The sequence below is a fragment of the Hominisplanchenecus faecis genome (assembly GCF_020687205.1).
GTDB classification, from domain to species: Bacteria; Bacillota; Clostridia; order Lachnospirales; family Lachnospiraceae; genus Hominisplanchenecus; species Hominisplanchenecus faecis.
The window spans coordinates 17053-36174 of sequence record NZ_JAJEQE010000006.1 but is presented as its reverse complement, the minus strand read 5'-3'; the positions used below and the strand labels follow the sequence as shown (position 1 = coordinate 36174).

15 protein-coding genes are annotated in these 19122 nt (G+C 46.5%); 2 read left to right on the top strand and 13 right to left on the bottom strand.

The features are described from left to right. The 3 genes from LKD42_RS03115 to LKD42_RS03105 all read right to left on the bottom strand — a co-directional run bounded on the left by LKD42_RS03115 (position 1) and on the right by LKD42_RS03105 (position 3157). Complete coding sequence (locus LKD42_RS03115; RefSeq protein ID WP_248834795.1) at positions 1 to 780, bottom strand: dihydroorotate dehydrogenase electron transfer subunit; 780 nt, start codon at positions 778 to 780, stop codon at positions 1 to 3. Between the two features lie 94 nt (positions 781 to 874). After that, positions 875 to 1804: an orotidine-5'-phosphate decarboxylase gene (gene pyrF, locus LKD42_RS03110; RefSeq protein WP_248834794.1), complete on the bottom strand. Its 930-nt coding sequence runs from the start codon at positions 1802 to 1804 to the stop codon at positions 875 to 877. Positions 1805 to 1873: 69 nt separating this feature from the next. Next, positions 1874 to 3157 (bottom strand): dihydroorotase, encoded by a 1284-nt coding sequence (locus tag LKD42_RS03105; protein WP_248834793.1) that lies wholly within the window; start codon positions 3155 to 3157, stop codon positions 1874 to 1876. A 194-nt stretch (positions 3158 to 3351) separates the two neighbouring features. On the opposite strand from LKD42_RS03105, the gene LKD42_RS03100 reads away from it, so the two are divergent. Beyond that, positions 3352 to 4290, top strand: coding sequence for a tRNA modification radical SAM protein MnmL/YtqA (locus LKD42_RS03100; protein WP_248834817.1), 939 nt, complete (start codon positions 3352 to 3354; stop codon positions 4288 to 4290). Positions 4291 to 4357: 67 nt separating this feature from the next. After that, positions 4358 to 4870 (top strand): DUF4364 family protein, encoded by a 513-nt coding sequence (locus LKD42_RS03095; protein ID WP_022118958.1) that lies wholly within the window; start codon positions 4358 to 4360, stop codon positions 4868 to 4870. A 50-nt stretch (positions 4871 to 4920) separates the two neighbouring features. Here the strand turns inward: LKD42_RS03095 and LKD42_RS03090 are convergent, their stop codons facing one another. The 10 genes from LKD42_RS03090 to LKD42_RS03045 all read right to left on the bottom strand — a co-directional run bounded on the left by LKD42_RS03090 (position 4921) and on the right by LKD42_RS03045 (position 19059). Further along, complete coding sequence (locus LKD42_RS03090) at positions 4921 to 6237, bottom strand: replication-associated recombination protein A (RefSeq protein ID WP_022118957.1); 1317 nt, start codon at positions 6235 to 6237, stop codon at positions 4921 to 4923. 88 nt (positions 6238 to 6325) lie between these two features. Further along, positions 6326 to 7018, bottom strand: coding sequence for a polysaccharide deacetylase family protein (locus LKD42_RS03085; protein ID WP_248834792.1), 693 nt, complete (start codon positions 7016 to 7018; stop codon positions 6326 to 6328). 67 nt (positions 7019 to 7085) lie between these two features. Continuing rightward, positions 7086 to 11924: an alpha-N-acetylglucosaminidase TIM-barrel domain-containing protein gene (locus tag LKD42_RS03080; protein ID WP_248834791.1), complete on the bottom strand. Its 4839-nt coding sequence runs from the start codon at positions 11922 to 11924 to the stop codon at positions 7086 to 7088. 41 nt (positions 11925 to 11965) lie between these two features. Next, positions 11966 to 12862 (bottom strand): DUF1002 domain-containing protein, encoded by an 897-nt coding sequence (locus LKD42_RS03075; RefSeq protein WP_173897143.1) that lies wholly within the window; start codon positions 12860 to 12862, stop codon positions 11966 to 11968. 155 nt (positions 12863 to 13017) lie between these two features. Continuing rightward, the gene (gene rsmA, locus LKD42_RS03070; protein WP_248834790.1) at positions 13018 to 13881 is read right to left on the bottom strand and encodes a 16S rRNA (adenine(1518)-N(6)/adenine(1519)-N(6))-dimethyltransferase RsmA; all 864 of its coding nucleotides are present in this window, start codon (positions 13879 to 13881) and stop codon (positions 13018 to 13020) included. Positions 13882 to 13894: 13 nt separating this feature from the next. Beyond that, a complete protein-coding gene (locus LKD42_RS03065) occupies positions 13895 to 14665 on the bottom strand; it encodes a TatD family hydrolase (RefSeq protein WP_248834789.1) in 771 nt (256 codons plus the stop codon). Positions 14666 to 14679: 14 nt separating this feature from the next. Beyond that, positions 14680 to 16629 carry a methionine--tRNA ligase gene (gene metG, locus LKD42_RS03060; protein ID WP_248834788.1) on the bottom strand — a complete coding sequence of 650 codons (1950 nt, stop codon included), beginning with the start codon at positions 16627 to 16629 and terminating at the stop codon, positions 14680 to 14682. A 139-nt stretch (positions 16630 to 16768) separates the two neighbouring features. After that, positions 16769 to 17770 carry a fibronectin type III domain-containing protein gene (locus LKD42_RS03055; protein WP_173866319.1) on the bottom strand — a complete coding sequence of 334 codons (1002 nt, stop codon included), beginning with the start codon at positions 17768 to 17770 and terminating at the stop codon, positions 16769 to 16771. A gap of 235 nt (positions 17771 to 18005) precedes the next feature. Then, positions 18006 to 18911, bottom strand: a complete 906-nt coding sequence (locus LKD42_RS03050; protein WP_248834787.1) for a DMT family transporter — start codon at positions 18909 to 18911, stop codon at positions 18006 to 18008. Further along, positions 18886 to 19059 carry a DUF4250 domain-containing protein gene (locus LKD42_RS03045; RefSeq protein WP_022118947.1) on the bottom strand — a complete coding sequence of 58 codons (174 nt, stop codon included), beginning with the start codon at positions 19057 to 19059 and terminating at the stop codon, positions 18886 to 18888. Before LKD42_RS03045 ends, LKD42_RS03050 begins: the two co-directional genes overlap by 26 nt. Positions 19060 to 19122: the final 63 nt, after the last annotated feature.

The window sequence follows — 19122 nt, the reverse complement described above, 5'->3', positions numbered from 1 at the left end:
TCACAGTTCCACCTCCGTTGCCAGAAATACCGGTCCGTCTTTGCAGACACGTTTGTTATGTACATGAGAATGATCGTCCACCTCTTTTGACTGGCAGACGCAGGCAAGGCAGGCACCGATGCCGCATGCCATACGCTCTTCCATGGAAATCCAGCACTCGATATCCTGTTCCTGTGCATAAGTTTTCAGTGCACGGAGCATCGGAGTCGGTCCGCAGGCATAGATCACATCTGCGGTAAGTTTATTTTCACGGATTGCATCCAGTACATTTCCTTTTGTTCCGGCACTGCCGTCTTCGGTTGCCGCATAAAATGCTGCATTCTGTGCCAGCTCTTCTTTTAAAAACAGCCTGTCATCGCGGTAACCGGCGATCACTGTCTTTTCACCTGAAAGCTGTTTGGAAAGTTCCACCATTGGCGGGATACCGATGCCGCCGCCGATCAGAAATACCTTTTTGCCTTCGGCACGTTCAAGCGGAAATCCATTTCCAAGCGGTCCTAAGATTTCGATCTTATCGCCTTGCTTATACTGTGCAAACTCCGCTGTTCCCTTTCCTGCCACACGGTAAACGATACGAAGTGCCTTCTTTTCTTTATCAATTTCGCACAGACTGATCGGACGCGGCAGAAGTCTGCTGCCATCGTTGCTGTACACGGAAATAAACTGTCCCGGCACAGCCTGCTCTGCGATCTTGTCTGTCTGAAGCCACATACTGTAAATGTCAGGAGCAATGCACTCCTGCTTTAAAACTTCTGCAAGTTCTTTATATTTGCCAGCCATATTAAAATCCTCATTTCTTTTCTTTTTGTCCTGTCAAACCAGGCGGCTGTATGAAATCTGCAAATGCCAATCCCCACATTTTGAAAACGGCTGCTTATTTTGCCCTCTCAAGAGCAGTTCCGATATCTGCGATCATTGCCTCAACGGCTGCTCTGGATGCCTCCGCAAAATGTTCTTCACCGTATTTTGCATACTGCTCCTGTTTGTAAGCAGCAATGATTCCTCTGGATGAGTTTACGATCGCACCAAGTCCGTCTTCGTTGAAGAAGTGTACCAGGTCTGCACCTTTTCCGCCCTGTGCACCATAACCCGGTACCAGGATAAAGGACTTCGGCATGATCTTACGCAGCACTTTACCCTGTTCCGGATAAGTTGCTCCGACAACGGCTCCGATATAGCTGTAATCATCGCCCATGCAGTCCTCGCCCCATTTTGCAACCTGTTCGCCAACCAGCTCATAGAGCGGACGGCCATCGATCAGGCGGTCCTGGAACTCACCGCTTGATGGATTGGAAGTCTTAACAAGAATGAACAGACCCTTTTTCTCCTCTTTGCAGACATCCACAAACGGTTTTACACCGTCGGTTCCAAGGTATGGATTTACGGTGACAAAGTCTTCGTCAAATCCTGCAAAGCTGTTGTTTCCGACTTTGACTTTTCCAAGATGACCTACTGCATAAGCTGCTGATGTTGAGCCGATATCGCCTCTTTTGATATCGCCGATCACAACAAGATCTTTGGATTTACAGTAATCTACGGTCTTTTTAAATGCCACAAGCCCCGGAATACCGAACTGTTCGTACATGGCGATCTGCGGTTTAACCGCCGGGATCAGGTCGTACACATGGTCTACGATTTCTTTGTTATACTGCCAGATGGCTTCTGCTGCTCCTTCCAGTGTCTCACCGTGTTCTTCAAACGCACGTTTCTGGATATGAGCCGGTACATAGGAAAGCATCGGATCGAGTCCTACTACGATCGGTGCATGTGTTTTCTGGATTTTCTGGATCAATTTCTGAATCATAATCTTATCCTTTCTTCTGCAGCCATGCATCTGCTGCATGGAACAACATTTTTATTTTTTATCTATAATTTATATCTGTTTATCTTTGTAAACCACTTTTCCGTCGCAGATCGTCACTTTGACTTTGCCTCGTACGGTTCTGCCGTGGAACGGTGTGTTGCGTCCTTTGGATGCGAAGGTATTTTTATCGATCACATACTCTTCGTTCGGATCAATGATGACCACATCGGCGATCTTGCCTTCTGCAAGGGAACCTTTGTCCAGTCCCAGGATTTTTGCCGGATTGTAGCTCATCTTTTCTGCCATCTGCATCGGTGTAAGATACTCTTTTTCTACCAGCTCGCTGATGGTAAGCGGAACAGCTGTCTCAAGTCCGACAATGCCGAACGGTGCCGCTGTAAAAGAGCGTCTCTTTTCTTCTTCACTGTGCGGTGCATGGTCGGTTGCGATCACATCCATAATGTCATCTCGCAGACCTCGTTTTAATGCTTCTACGTCTTTTTTCGTACGCAGCGGCGGATTCATTTTATAGTTTGCATCGCCGGCATCGACATCTTTGGATGTCAGTGTAAAATGGTGCGGGCATACTTCAGCAGTCACATTTATCCCGTGTTTCTTTGCCTGTCTGACGATTTCCACACTTCCGTAAGTGGAGCAGTGGCACAGATGCAGGTGTGCTCCCGTCTCTCCTGCCAGCATCACATCCCGCACGGCGATGATGTCCTCGACCGCATTGCTGATACCGCGAAGTCCCTGTTTGCGGATATATTCATCATCATTTGCCACACCACCGTCCATCAGGTCGATGTCCTCACAGTGTGCCATGACCGGAACGCCGCATTCTGCCGCAATCTTCATCGCTTCTTTGCAGAGCAGGGAATCCATAACGGATCTGCCGTCTTCACTGATCGCCGGTGAACCTTCTGCTACCATGGAGTCGATATCGGCAAGTTCTTTTCCCTTCTGCCCTTTTGTAATAGCACCGGCCTGCAGTACGTGGATCGGTGCCATCGCTTTTGCCTTGTTGTGTACATAACGGATATTAAGTCTGTCATCTGTTACCGGCTTTGTATTCGGCATCGCCAGCACGGTGGTAAATCCTCCGTGTGCCGCTGCAGCTGCTCCTGTCTCAACCGTCTCCTTGTACGTCTGTCCCGGATCCCTCAAGTGAACATGCAGGTCAATCAGGCCCGGCATAACGTAGCAGCCTTCTGCATCGATCACTTCTTCTGCCTCTTCCTTGATCTCCTGGTCTACCTTTACAATCTTATCCTCCTCGATCAGGATATCGTACCGGCCATCTTTTCTGGTGTCCGGATCAATCACTCTGCCGTTTTTTATCAGTATACTCATCTTTTGGATTCCTTTCTGTAAAACATCCCAAGGCATGCCATGCACACCCAGCATTTTCTTCTATCATTCTACCATACCAGAGGAAATGCCGCAAACCTTTTTTCGTCTCCTTGATTTTTACAAATGCAGATGCTATGATAAGTTTTAAAGAACAGCTGCCGGATTTTGCCGGCAGATACCACGGAGGTAGCTTTATGACTGTAAAACCGCCAGATTTCGGTGGAAAACCGTACCGCTCGCTGGATTATCATCTACGGAACCGTTACGGTGAAAAGATTTACAAAGTCTCTTTAGACGGCGGCATGACCTGTCCGAACCGCGACGGCACGCTCGGAAAGTGCGGCTGTATTTTCTGCAGTGAGGGCGGAAGCGGTGATTTTGCCGGTGACAGGACACACCCGGTTCATCAGCAGATTGAGGAACAGAAGACTCGCCTTTCCCCGAAATTTCCGGCAACGCATTTTATTGCCTATTTTCAGGCCTACACCAATACTTACGCTCCGCTTTCATATCTGGAGCGTATTTTTACAGAGGCGATTGAACACGAAGACATCGTTGGACTTTCGATCGGCACAAGACCGGACTGCCTGCCGGACGAGACGCTGGATCTGTTATCGGAGCTGAATAAAAAGAAACCGGTCACGGTAGAGCTTGGGCTTCAGACGATCCATGAACGAACAGCCGCTTTTATCCGCAGAGGCTATAAACTTTCCTGTTTTGAAGATGCACTTGAAAAACTGCAGGAACGTAAATTAGAGACGGTCGTTCATACGATTCTTGGTCTTCCGGGCGAAAATACGGAAAATATCCTGGAGACCATGTGTTACTTAAATGCACACCACATTGACGGCATCAAGCTGCAGCTGCTCCATGTGCTGAAACACACCGATCTGGCAGATTATTATAGGCAGACCGGATTTCACATTTTATCAGAAGATGAATACGTTGATCTTGTGATCCGCTGCCTGGAAGTGCTCTCGCCGGATATCACGATCCACCGCCTGACCGGGGACGGTCCGAGCGATCTGCTGATCGCACCGCTCTGGAGCCTGAAAAAACGCAGCGTCCTCAATCATATCCACCACGAACTGAAAGTCCGTGATACCTGGCAGGGACGTCTGTTTACCGAATGAAAGTAAAGCGGACACAGGTGAGACCCGACACGCTTTTGCAGAGATTTTTTACATAAGGAGGCATTTTATGGCTGAACCATTTACGCTTTATAAATTAATCATCTTATATATGCTTGACCGCGTGGATTTTCCGCTTACAAACAGCCAGATTTCCAGTTTTTTGCTTGACCGCGGCTACACAAACTATTTCACGCTGCAGCAGGCTTTTTCAGAACTGGAAGAGGCCAATCTTGTTAAGCCACAGACCATCCGCAATACCACACAGTTTCAGCTGACAAAGAGCGGACGCGAGGCACTTGGCTATTTCTGTGACCGCATCCCGAATGCAATCCAGGAGGAAGCCGATCAGTATCTTCAGGAACACAAGATTGAGCTGCGAAATGAGGTTTCGGTCACGGCGGATTATTACCGTACCACGGCAAAAGAATATGCCGTACACTGTGTCATAAAAGAAAAAGAGTCCGATCTGATCGACCTGACTCTTACGGTTCCGGACAAAAAACAGGCAGAGGCTATGTGCAAGTCCTGGAAAAACAAATGCGAAATGGTCTACCAGTTTCTGATGACACAGCTCTCCTGAACACCTGGCAGAATTGAAGTTCGAAGTACAGAACCATTCTGCCCTGCATTTTATTCTTCATGCAGCCAGTCCAGATGCTTCCTGATCTGCTGCTCATATCCGCTGTCACTTGGCTCATAAAACTTCACTTCACCGAGTTCATACGGCAGATAACGCTGCTTTGAGAAATGTTTCGGGAAATCGTGGGCATATTCATAACCAATGCCCCTCCCCAGCTTCCCTGCTCCGCCATAATGTGCATCCTGCAGATACGGCGGCACGGAAGCTTTTTTATTTTTCACCGATTCCATTGCCGAAAAGATCGCATTCGTTGCTGCATTGCTCTTCGGAGCACATGCCACATAAATTGCTGCCTGAGAAAGGATCAGCTGCGACTCCGGCATACCGACACGCTCGACAGCCTGTGCCGCCGCAACTGCCACCTGAAGTGCCTGCGGATCTGCATTGCCGACATCTTCGGATGCACAGATCATGATCCTTCTGGCGATAAAGGTCACACTTTCTCCGGCATAGAGCATTCTTGCCAGATAATAAACTGCCGCATCCGGATCTGATCCCCGCATACTCTTGATAAAAGCAGAGATCGTATCGTAGTGATTATCTCCCGCCTTATCGTAGCGGATCACACGTTTCTGGATACACTCTGATGCCACGTCGATCGTAAAGTGGATTTTCCCGTCTGCAGAACGCTCCGTTGTCAGCACACCAAGCTCTACAGCATTGAGTGCAGACCTGGCATCGCCGTCTGCCGCTTCTGCCAGAAAATCTGCCGCTTCCTCATCCATACAGACATCATATGCCCCCATACCGCGTTCGCTGTCCGTGACCGCACGCAGAATCAGTTTTTTGATATCTTCTTTTTCAAGCGGTTTCAGTTCAAAAACTTTGGATCTGGAAAGCAAAGCACCGTTGACTTCAAAATAAGGATTCTCCGTTGTCGCCCCGATCAGCACCAGTGTCCCGTCCTCAACAAACGGAAGCAAATAGTCCTGCTGCCCTTTGTTAAAACGATGGATCTCATCTACAAACAGAATCGTCCTCTTTCCATACATGCCCATCCTCTGTTTTGCCTCGGCAACGACTTCTTCCATATCTTTTTTACCTGCCACCGTAGCATTGATCTGCGTAAAAGCCGCACTCGTTGTGCCGGCGATCACTTTTGCGATCGTTGTCTTTCCGGTTCCCGGCGGTCCGTAAAAAATAACGGAACTGAGTTTATCTGCTTTGATCGCCCGGTAAAGCAGTTTATCTTTTGCCAGAATATGCTGCTGTCCGACAATCTCATCCAATGTCCTAGGCCGTATCCTGGAAGCAAGCGGTGCTTCACTCTCCATTTTCGTTTCTCTCATATAATCAAATAAATCCAAAGTTCTTCCTCCCCTCCTGTGTTTCTTTTTCGTTTGAAAGATACCGCACAAGTAACTCCGTCACAAAGTAACTTTCTATAACATCCTGTCATTCCAGTACAAGTTTATCTGCGGTTACAAATGTATAGCCCTGCTCCTTTAACAGATCCACAATCCGAAGTGCCGCTTCCACCGAAGCTTCATAGCGGTCATGCAGCAGGATAATGGCATTTTCTTTCGCCTCAGACATCACTTTTTCTACGATCTGATCCGCATTTTCTGTTTTCCAGTCCAGCGGATCGATGGTCCAGAGCACCGGAAACATCTCAAAACCGCACTCCAGGTTTTTGTTCCATGCCCCAAAAGGAGGTCTGATATATTCGGTGTCATAGCCGACAATGCTTCTGACCAGCTCGCTCGTTTTTGTAATCTCTTCACATGCCTGTTTATCCGACATTTTTGTAACGTCCACATGGGACCAGGTATGGTTTCCAATCAGATGTCCATCTTCTGCCATCTGCTTTACCAATTCTTCATTTCCTTCGATATTTTCCCCGATCAGAAAAAAGGTTGCCTTTACGCCTCGTTTTCGCAGACCGTCCAGCAGCTTTTTCGTATAGACCGGATGTGGTCCGTCGTCGAAAGTCAGGGCAATCTCAGGCGGAATATCCGCTGATGTCGGAAGTGATCTTTCACACCAGCGGATATATTCCACACTGCCGATTCCGATTCCGGCAAGCAGTACAAACAGATAGATGTGAAAAAGCATGTTTTTCCAGTTTCTGTATAAAAATCCTTTCACCGGAATTTCGCCCTTTCCGTTTCTTTCATGCTATCCTATGTCTGCCGGAATCCTTCTATGCTATGTTTTATGATCTTACTTTGCCTGCCGCAATGCCTCCTTTTGCCAGCAGCTTGCTGTAAGCTTTCTTTTTGTTCTTCGGCACTTTTACGGTTACTTTTTTCGAAACGCCCTTAAATGCTGCCTTTTCTACTTTCTTCAGAGATTTCACTTTCTTCAGGCTGATGTTCTTTAACTTTTTATCGCCTTTGAATGCATTTTTGCTGATGGTCTGCAGTTTGCTGCCGTTCACGGTAACTTTCGTCAAGTTTTTGCAGTTTTCAAATGCACTTCTGCCAATCTTTTTCACATTGCCTCCGATGAGCACGGAAGTCATCTTTTTATTGCCCTTAAAGGCGTTTGCCGCAATACTGGTCACTTTGTAAGTCTTATCATTTGCTTTGATCGATGCAGAAATTTTTACGGCTTTCTTTGTTTTGCCCTTTGCTGCCATGCTCTTTACTTCCACGGTGTCATTTCCGATGATCGTGTAGTTGAACACTCCGGCTGCATCTGCGATCACATCTCCGATCTTTCCGGCAGAACCAGAAGTGTTCTGGTCGGATTTGTTGTCCTTTGGCTTTTCGGTCTGGTTCGGTTTTTCTGTCTCAGTCGGTTTTTCCGTCTCAGTCGGTTTTTCTGTTTCAGTCGGCTTGTCTTCTCCTGTTTTTTCCGGAACGGTCAGTCTGATCTGTGCCGCACTGCTGAAACATTTTCCAGCCTGTTCGGAAGTTGCATCCTTTACGACAAATTTCACATATTTTGCAGTAACTGGTTTGTCAAAAGAAGCCAGTTTCCAGGAAGTGTCTGCCGTCCAGTTTCCTTCTGCCGCTTTTGTATAATTCTCACCGTCCATACTGGTGTAGATCTCGTAAGCTTTTATGATACCGTTAAGACCTCCGCCCTGTCTTGGCTGATAACGAAGTCCGCCAAGTCTGACTGCCTCTTCCATTGTAAAAATCAGATAATGTTTCTCGTAGGAAGCCATGTCGGCTGCATTTGTGTAGTTGGTATGCCAGATTGTATCGGAACTTCCATCCAGGACATTGGCTGCTGCACCGTTCTCCTGGCTTGTCTCTTCCGAACCTGCTGTTACAGTCACTTTTCCGGTGTAATCGTTTGCACCATTTGCTGCCGGATCTTTGGAACTGTAATTTTTCAGGATATCTTCTCCGAGTTCTTTTAAGTTTTTGCCGGATGCCTCTGTCGTGTATTCTGTGTGACTTCTTGCAAATGCCCACTCAAAAGCAAACCAGTTGATGTTCTGTGTGCTTTCGCCTTTCAGTTCTGCCTTTTTCTGATTGATCCACATCGTCCAACGCTTTTTGTAGAAATCCTGTGTAAGACCTGCCCACTGACGGTTGGAGTAGTCTTTCAGTCCGCCGCTCTCTGACTGCGGATAAGAAGCCCAGGTAGTTACCAGCGATTTCGCATTCAGTTCGTAGATATCTTTTGTGAAGTCATCGTCACCCTCTGCCAGTTTCTTCGCCTGTTCTGTCCAGGTTCCAAACAGGAATTCTTTTCTGGTTCCGAGCACTTCTTCCACTTTGTCGATCAGGCTTAAAAACTGATCGGATGCCTCGTTAAATTTCGCAAGATCACCGGACCGATAAGCACTTACCATCTCTCTGTGATATTTCTGGGAAGAGTTTGACAGTACCTGTTTGAGAACATCTGCCAGATCATAGAGATAACCGTCGCTGTTTTTCAGGGTATCGTAATCTTCAAGCAGCAGCTCTGCTGCTTTTTCCAGCTCTTCCATATCGTAGCCGATCACTGCATTTCCCCAGGTTGATGCCGCACCGATACTTTCTGCCGGGCGTGCATTGATGTAGGACTCCGGTGCACCCTGACCACGCATGTTCAGTGATGCCTTGTAAACGGTGTTTTCGAGGATCTTCATTGCCTCATACGCAGATTCACTCTTGGCTCCGTAACGTCTTGTCACATAATCTTTAAGCCACTGGTCGGTGTCGATCTCTGTCAGCGTTTTTGTTGCATCGTCACACCATACAGTTTCAAATAATAAATCATAAAGAACCGGGTTGTTCTGAGAACCTTCCGGTGTAATACCGATACCGGTCAGCATTTCACTGTTGTTTGCCGCATCGACAACACCGCTGACAATATTGTCCATATGTCCATGCAGTCCCATACGTCCGCCGAAGTTGTTCAGCATACAGTAAACCCAAGGTGTCTTCTGAAACTCTTTTCCGCCGGAGTAACTGCTGTCGTTCCAGTGTGTGTCCTTCTCTGCATAAAGATCCAGCACAAGTGCGTGCTCTTTTCTTCCGTTCAGTCCGTTTATCAGTCCGACACTCGGGTTGCCCTGCCATGCCTGGATCACCCAGACTGCATCCTTGTCAAACTCCAGCATGGAATTTAACACTTCTGAACTTACATCACTTGTGGACATGTCACCGGTATTTCCGCCCTCATGGAATGGGTCTGTCGCATAATAATGTGTTGCATCTCCATAAACATTTTTCTGACACTCATAAAATAATTTTGCATATTTATCGTATGCCGCTGTGGTGGTACGCAGCATGTACGGACGCTGGAAGGAGCACCAGGTTCCCTGTGGGATCACATCGTTGCCTGTCAGTGCATACGCTCCTTTTGCCTTGCTCTGCACATCAACCGGAACCATGCCGCTGTATCCCTGAAGGATCGGCTGCATGCCGAGTTTCCGCATGATCAGCTGGTTCTTTCTTGCAAGCTCCGTTCTCTTGGTAAACCAGGAGTCATGGACCGGTCCGCCGTATCCGGAAAGGTTTGCCATATATGCCCATGCATAGTAGGCAGGTCCTGCGATATAATCTTTGATCTCTTCATGCGTATAGCCAAGTGCACTTAAAAATTCTCTCCAGACTTCTTCCTGTCCGGTGATATCCAGAACGATGTTGACACCATTGAGTGCCAGCCAGTCAAGTTCTTTTCTCCACTCATCCTCGCCCCAGAATGCCATCGAGTAGGACATCGTACAGTAGTTGTACGCATAACGCAGTGCCACTTTGCACTCTTTATGTACTTTTGATCCGACTTTTACAATACTTTTTGGCATCGTTACCTGATCACCGACCTGGCTGATGCTCACCTTGCAGTAATATTTCAGATAATAGTTCAGGCCGTTTGCGATCGTCACACCGCTGTTGCCGGTGATCTTCACTTTACCGTTCACATCTTCGATCTCATAATAATCGGCTGCACCTTCTGCCTTGTCTTTTACTTCAAAGGTAAACCAGTTTTTGTACTGCTTACCAAGGTTACGGCTGACAATACCATAAACTTCATCGATCGTATCCTGCGTGGTAACTTCTGTATTGTATGCGGATTCTACATAGGAAACCGGTGCCTGAAATGCGGCTTTTTTTGCTTCCCCGCTCTTTGTTCCGAGGATACGAACTTCATTCAGCACGGCTTTGGAACTTGCAGAATTGTAGGAAAGCAGGATACGCACACTGCTTGCTTTCTTTCCTTCTGCCTGATAAACCTCTCCTCCATCCGGACAGGCATCGGTGCCGGTTTTTTCCGCAAGTTTGCTGTAATTCTGACCATCGTTGCTGTAGTACAGCGAATACTGGGAATAGCCGTTTTTCGGGGTGTAAACTTCAATCCTTGACAGATCATACTCTGCTCCGAGATCAAAATCCACATATGCCGGATACTGGTCTGCACTCCAGGTATTGCTTAAATTTCCGTCAACAATGCGGTTCAGGGTCTCCTGACTGTAGTTGCTGTGCAGTGCGGTACTTTTCCATACGATATTTTCAGTATCCGCCTCTGCGATCGTTGCTTTGTTTGCAAGGATCTGGAACTCTGCCAGAGACAGGATGTTATTTTTTCCGTCATCGTTTGCTGCCTCAAAAACAGCCTTTACGGATTCGTATTCCAGATCTTTGACAGCAGAATCCACATCAGCTGCGTTGATCTTTACTTTGTTTGCATCACCGGTATTGATGTTTCCGGTCGCAAACGGCAGTGTTTCATAAGAGCCGTTTTTTATTGCTTTTCCGTAAAGCTTATAGGTATAGGATGCATTTTGATTGTCCTTTGGCAGTGCCAGAATGATCTGACGCATTTTCTGCTCTACGCCAAAACCAACTTCTGCAAAGGTCTCACTGCTGCCGGCTGCAAAGGTTTTCTCCTGAAGAGGAGATGCCGTTGTCTCATCGTTGTCGGTGATTTTTGCTTTGTCTGCGGATGCATTGACTTCGCTTTTCAGTGTCAGACTCTGCTTTCTGGTAGCAGCGATGTTTTCCAGTTCAACTGTTTCTTCCGCACCGTTATCAATATAAATTTCTGCCTCTGCGATCGCCGGCCAGAAAGCGCCGGTTGCACCATTGTTCTTCGGATTGGAAAGTTCCACATACAGATGAGTCATCGCCTGGGCATTTTCAAATTCAAACGTATAGCCATCGTCAAATTTTGCAGTCTTTGCAGATCCAGGTACACTGACCAGATCGCTCGTTACGTTGTTCAGTGCATACTTCAGTGATACATCCACGCTCCACGGTGTATGGCCGGATTCGAATTTCAGCACTATTTTTTTCACACATTTCGTGTTTGCCTTCGGCAGTGCAAACGTTACCGTACATGGCCAGTTCGCCCCGTTATTCACCCACAAACTAGAAGGATTTCCATCCACCATATTTTCCTTGACGTTGGCTCCTTCCTCACTTGGAACGCTGATTTCACAGTCGGCTGCAATATTGGAAAGACCGCTCTCTGCCTGTGTCTTCACTTTCTGCTCCTGCACCTGTGCATTCTGGACTGGTGCAGCCATTGCCCCAATGCTTCCTACCGGAACTGCCGTGAACATCATTACAGAAGCAAGCAGAACACTTAAAACTTTTTTTCCTTTCATAAATTCCCTCCATTTTTTGTTTTATTTTCCGTTACCCTCTTTTATTTTCCAAACAGTCCCTGGAAGAAATTTACGATCGCATCAATGATCCGTGTAAAGAAATTCCCAACGCTCTCTTTATCCACATGGAAATCCAGATCTTCCAGTTTCTGATACAAATCTTTTGCCTGATCCTTCAGTTTATCCACATCCAGATCCAGTCCCTCTATCTTTTTCATCAGTTCTGCGATCTGCTTCTGATTTTCTTCGGAAAGCTGAATATCCAGCTGATCGCATGCCTGATCCACCACATTTTGAATATCCTCTGCACTGGTCAGTTTGTTCTCTGCCACTTCCTGTTTTACCAGTGCCATCAGATCTTCTGCTTTTTCAGAATCTCCGATATCCTCCACCAGTTTGCCTGTCAGAACCAGTTCATCGTTTGCCGCATCGAGATTCTCATCGTCAATCTCTTCCCCGGTCATGGTCTCATACGCCTTGATCGCACCGACCAGTGCCGCCGTTCCGGAAATCGAAAACGGTCCTGCCACCGTGATATCCGCATCTTCGATGCCGGCCGTCAAAAGTGCATTGCGATACATACCTTCGGTACAGTAGGAAATATTTTTCGTTGTTACATGGATGCCGTTTCCGGCTTCTTTTCCAACGACCAGAACCGATGACAATGCTCTGGTGCCGATGATCGAAGCATCCAGATACTTATCCAGATATTCATGTTCATCCGCATTGGTGATGCTGATGATATCATAATCATCCACGTTGATGTCACTAAGTCCGAGCAATGATAAAACTGTCATCTGTTCCTGTGGGCTTAAATCCGCTCCCAGTGCAAGATATGGCTTGTCGATGACTGCATCCACCCGGTCTGCAAAGACCGTGACACCGGAAGTAAGCAACATCGTCGCTGCCAGAAGTACTGCTGTAAGTTTTTTTCTCATATATTCTCCCCTTTCTGTCTGATTCAAGTCGAACGCCATACGAATTGCTCCGTTACAAAGTAATTCTTACCATTCGTCAAACGGATATTTGCAATCCGCTTTGCTGCCTGATTTAGTTAAAAAAGCGAACGCCGTGAAACGTCCGCTCTCTTATTCTAAAATTCGGCAAACTCATCTGCAAGTGCCGCAAATTCTTTTAAGGTCAATGTCTCCCCGCGTACATTTGCCGGAAAACTAAGTTTTTCAAAAGCTGCCTGGATCTGTTCTTTGCTTGCTTTGATCTCCGGCGAATTATTCAGACCGTTGAGCAGCGTTTTTCTTCTCTGGTTAAAAGAAGCTCGGATGAGCCGGAACATCAAACTTTCATCCTTTACCGTGGTAGGCGGATTTTCATGCAGGGTCAGCCGGATGACCGCACTTCCGACATTCGGACGCGGCATAAAGCAGTTTGGCGGTACATTTGCCACGATATATGGCTCTGCATAAAACTGCACGGCCAGGGACAGTGCCCCGTAATCTTTGGTGCCCGGTCCTGCCTGCATACGCAGGGCAACTTCTTTCTGAACCATAACAGTAATGCTCTTTACCGGCACATGGCTCTCGAAAAGTCCCATGATGATCGGTGTCGTAATATAATACGGAAGATTTGCCACAACCTTGATCGGTCTGCCCTGATTGTATTCATCCGCAAGTTTTGCAATGTCCAGTTTCAGCACATCTTCATTAATCACGGTTACATTTTCGTAATCTGCCAGCGTCTCGGAGAGGATCGGAATCAGGTTGCGGTCGATCTCCACTGCCACAACTTTTCCGGCTGCCTCTGCCAGATACTGCGTCATCGTTCCGATACCAGGTCCGATCTCCAGTACACAGTCATCCTTTGTGATATCTGCCGAAGCGATGATCTTGTTCAGCACATGGGCATCGATCAGAAAATTCTGCCCGAATTTCTTCTGAAAGGCAAAATCATATTTTTTAATTACTTCTATGGTTTTCTGTGGATTTGATAATTTCTCCATTTTTTCCTGCCTTTCAGTCTGTGATGCGGTACATATTTCTTGCATTTTCGTAAGTAACCTGCTCTGCCTCTTCTCTGGAAATACCCTTTAACTCTGCGATCATGTCGAGCACATAGGAAATATAGGCAGAACAGTTGCGTTTTCCGCGAAACGGCACCGGTGCCAGATATGGGCAGTCTGTCTCCGTCAGAATCCGCTCAAGTGGAATACTCTCCACCACTTCTTTTAAAACTCTTGCATTTTTAAACGTGACAACACCGCCGACCCCGATGTAATAGCCCATCTTGATATACTCTTTTGCCATCTCTTTCGAGCCGGAAAAACAATGTATCACACCTCCGGTCGTTCCGGCGTGCTCACTTTTGATCAAATCAAACGTATCCTGTGCGGCCTCGCGGCTGTGCACTATGATCGGAAGATCTACCTCTTTTGCAAGCTCCATCTGCCGTTCAAACCATTCCTTCTGAAGCTCGTGCGACTCTTTATCCCAGTAATAATCAAGACCGATCTCGCCGACTGCGACTGTTTTTTTCATGGCACACATTTCCCTGAGCTGCTGCATCTTCGCCTCATCCAGTTCACCGACGTGATCCGGATGCACGCCGACTGCCGCATAGACATGCGGATAACGCATAGAAAGCTCCACACTGTCCTTTGCCCCCTGAAAACTTGCACCTACGTTTACAATACAACCGACACCCTGCTCTTCCAGCGTGGAGAGCAGGCGGTCTCTGTCTTTGTCAAATGCCTCATCATCATAATGAGCGTGACTGTCAAAAATCATACCTTCTTTTCCTCTTAGCAGATCTCTGCTCCGGACGGCATTTTCTTTTCCGGTACCATCAGAGAAAGTTCTCCGTTCTCATCCTCTGCACACAGCAGCATACCTTCCGAAAGAACTCCGGCAAGTTTTGCAGGTTTTAAGTTTACCAGTACCATGACTTTTTTGCCGACCATCTCTTCCGGTGTATAATGTGCCTTAATTCCGGATACGATCTGTTTTACCTGGCTGCCGATCTTAACCTGAGAACAGAGCAGTTTTTTGGATTTTTTCACTGCCTCGCAGGAAATGATCTCGCCTACCTGGAACTGCATTTTGCCGAATTCTTCAAATGTGATCTCCTCTTTCGGCTCGATATCAATGCCTTTTTCCTCTTCTTTTACTTCTTCTTTTGCCGGATGAAGCTCTGCAACTTTTGCCATCACTTCATTGATATCCATACGTGCAAAGAGGATTTCCGGTTTCTCGGTTACTTTATTGCCTGACGGATACAGACCAAAGGTATCCATCTGGGAAAGCTTGCGTTTCTGTGCTCCGAGCTGTGCCAGTACTTTATCAGAAGTCTCCGGCATGAAGGATTCCAGAAGGGTTGCTCCGACGCTGATGGACTCTACCAGATTGTAGAGAACCGTTGCCAGACGCTCTTTTTTTGCCTCGTCTTTTGCCAGTGCCCACGGCATTGTCTCGTCGATGTATTTGTTGCAGCGTTTAAACAGTGTAAAGATTTCGGTGATCGCATCTGCCACACGCAGCTCTTCCATTTTTGCAATGACTTTGTTCGGTGTTTCCAGAACGACTTTCTTTAATTCTTCATCCACCGGCTCGTTTACATTCTTATTTTCTACCACGCCGCCGAAATATTTATTGGACATGGAAACCGTACGGTTTACCAGGTTTCCGAGGGTATTTGCCAGGTCAGAATTCATACGCTCTACCATCAGCTCCCAGGAGATCACACCGTCGTTTTCAAATGGCATCTCATGCAGAACGAAATAACGCACGGCATCCACGCCAAAGAAATCAACCAGCTCATCGGCATACAGTACATTTCCTTTGGATTTGCTCATCTTGCCGTCGCCCTGCAGCAGCCACGGATGTCCGAATACCTGTTTCGGAAGCGGCAGATCCAGTGCCATCAGAAAGATCGGCCAGTAAATGGTATGGAAACGGATGATATCCTTACCGATCAAATGCAGATCTGCCGGCCAGTCTTTCTTGAACTGCTCGCTGCTGTTTCCGTCACAGTCATAACCGATACCGGTAATGTAGTTGGTCAGTGCATCCAGCCATACATAAACGACATGTTTCGGATCGAAATCTACCGGAATACCCCATTTAAAGGAAGTACGGGATACGCACAGATCCTGAAGTCCCGGAAGAAGGAAGTTGTTCATCATCTCATTTTTTCTGGAAACCGGCTGGATAAATTCCGGATGGGTGTTGATATGCTCAATCAGACGGTCTGCATATTTGCTCATACGGAAGAAATAAGCTTCTTCTTTTGCAGGCTGCACTTCACGTCCGCAGTCCGGACATTTGCCGTCCACCAGCTGAGACTCGGTAAAAAAAGACTCGCAAGGTGTACAGTACATACCTTCATAATGTCCCTTGTAAATATCTCCCTTATCGTACAGTTTTTTGAAGATCTTCTGTACCTGTTTTTCGTGGTCTGCATCCGTTGTACGGATAAATTTATCGTAAGATGTGTTCATCAGATCCCAGATTCTTCTGATCTCTGTGGAAACTTCATCCACAAAAACCTTCGGTGTCACACCTTTTTCTTCTGCTTTCAGCTCAATCTTCTGACCGTGTTCATCGGTTCCGGTCTGGAAGAACACATCATATCCCTGCTCTCTCTTAAAACGGGCAATGCTGTCTGCCAAGACGATCTCGTAAGTGTTTCCGATATGCGGTTTGCCGGATGTATAGGCAATCGCAGTTGTCATATAAAATTTCTTTTTATCCATTTCTGCCTCCTGTATAATAAGATGTTGGGAGCAAGTTTTTGCCCCCAACAGCTTTTAACGCTTATTTCTACCGTAACATACGACAGTTTTTCTGTCAAGATTTCCTGACTGTGAAGTTATGGAACGGTTATACGATTTCTTAGAAATAACCAAAGTTTTTGCTCTTTGTATTCCAATAGTAGAGTCTTCCGGATTTATTGACCTTGGAGCCGTTTTTCTTTTTGGTTTCTACATACATATAGTAAGTCTTCTTCGGGTTGATCTTTTTGCCTTTAAATTTACGGATGGTCAGCTTTGTGGTGTTCTTGCCGACCGATTTTACTTTTTTATAACCTTTTTTCGGCTTTGTGGAGATATACACATCATATCCACTTGCTCCGCCGACTTTTCCCCACTGGAAGCTCAGGCTGCCTTTTTTCACCTTGATGCTTGTCTCTTTGATACGTGCCTGGTTGAAACACTGGATCTTTGCCTTCGGTGTAGCATAAGTCTTTCCATTTACCGTCTTGAAAGCCTGAATGGTTACCGTGTAAACTTCATCTTTCATCTTATCGAAATATGCACTGTAAGCATAGCTGTTCAGTTTCTGTGTCTTGCCGACACGTCTGCCTTTGCTGTTATACAGGGTCACTTCCACCCGATCTGCAGTCTCAACTTTATCCCAGGTTACTTCCAGCTTGTTGATAAAGTACCACCAACGCTCCTGTCTGAAATTATGGACGGCTGCCGGGATTGTCTCAACCTGTCCGCTTACCGGTGAACTTGTTTTTGTTCCATTTGATGTGTAAGCTTCTACACGCACATTGTAACGCTTACCATCTTTCAGTCCTGTCAGTGTATAGGATGGTGTCTTGGATTTTCCAACCAGCTTCATATCACTGTAACTTTCTCCAAGATAAATATTATATCCTTCTGTTGTAAGTGTATTCATAGAGCTTGCATACGTCTGTTCCCAAGTGATACTTGCACTGTTTTTAGTCATGGCTGTCTGCTGAAGATTCCCCAGTGACACATAATAATATGCATTCTCTGCTGCCTGTACCTGTTTTGCTCCGGTTCCTGCTACAGTTCCGACACTTCCTGCTGCCAGAATCATTGCCGTAAGAAGCATCATACTAAGTTTTTTTCCTTTTTTTATCATATTGTTCCTCCTTTGCCCTGTGTTGTGGTTTTGGGTTCTGAATTTTTTTTAAAATTAACTCAATGAGTCATACGTGATTTTTCCGTGCCTTGCACTCTCAAAATCACGAAAACATTCGAAATCCGCTCATTTTTTTACAAAAATGGCTGCTTTCTCATGTTTTTGCGGTCCCCATAGACACAAACACGTATGCAAGCATCCGTTTTGTGTCCATTTGTCCCTTTGACTCATTATATCATTTTTCTGCTTCCACCGCTACTCTTTTCGGCAATGGCAGGAAAATTTTTTCCACAATCAAGAAGGAACACATCATCAGCATTGCACCGATCACAAACCGCACACCCGGATGTTCTCCAAGAATCAGGATTGAGAGAATACATCCAAATACGCTCTCAAAAGAAAGGATCACGCCGCTTGTGGAAGTTTTCACATATTTCTGTCCAAACACACTGAGCAGATATGGCACAACCGTGCAGAAGACCGCCAGATAAGCGATGCTTCCGATGTTCATGCCGGACATGGCTGCCGGATGTGGCTCCAGGATTATCGCTGCCACAAGTCCCAAAATGCCGCCCGTTCCGATCTGAAGCATATTTAACAGAAAGCCGTCCTCTTCCCTTGCAAAAATCCCGGTCACAACGATATGGATCGCATAACACACTGCCGAGAGCAGCGAGATTAGATCTCCTTTGTTGACCCCGTCAAAACTTCCAAGCAAAATAAAGCCAAGTCCTACAATACAGACAAGTGCCGCCAGAATATCCGCCCTCTGCGGCTTTTTCCCGCGGATCACCCAGTAAATAAGCGGCAGGATCGCCACATAAGATCCTATAATAAAGGAAGATTTGGAAGAGGTCGTGTACTGCAGTCCGACCGTAAAGAACAGAAATTCAAAATACAGGACAATGCCCATGATGATGCCACGCTTTAACGTGCGGATGCTCATTTTTTTCATTCTTGGGATACAGACCAGAGTCATAATGATACCCGCCAGCAGAAAACGAAAGGCCAGAAGCCAGATCGGTGAGACGTTTTCCAGCGTGTCTTTTAATACGCAAAAGGCACTGCCCCAGGTGAATGCCGCCAGGAACAGTGCGAAGATTGCAATTATTTTTTTAGATGAACTGGTTTGTTTTTTCATCGTAGTGATAATCTATGCTGTCCATTTTCTCCAGAAGTTTCTGCCGGTTCAGTCCGCGGCAGGTACACAGTGCCTCCAGTGATTCATAATAATCACGCAGCTGTGTGTTTACATAGCTCAACAATATCATCGGATCTTTTGGAATCATACTTTACTCCTTTTTGCATACTTATGGAATTCCGGAGCGTCACTTCCAATCTCTGTGCCAGCC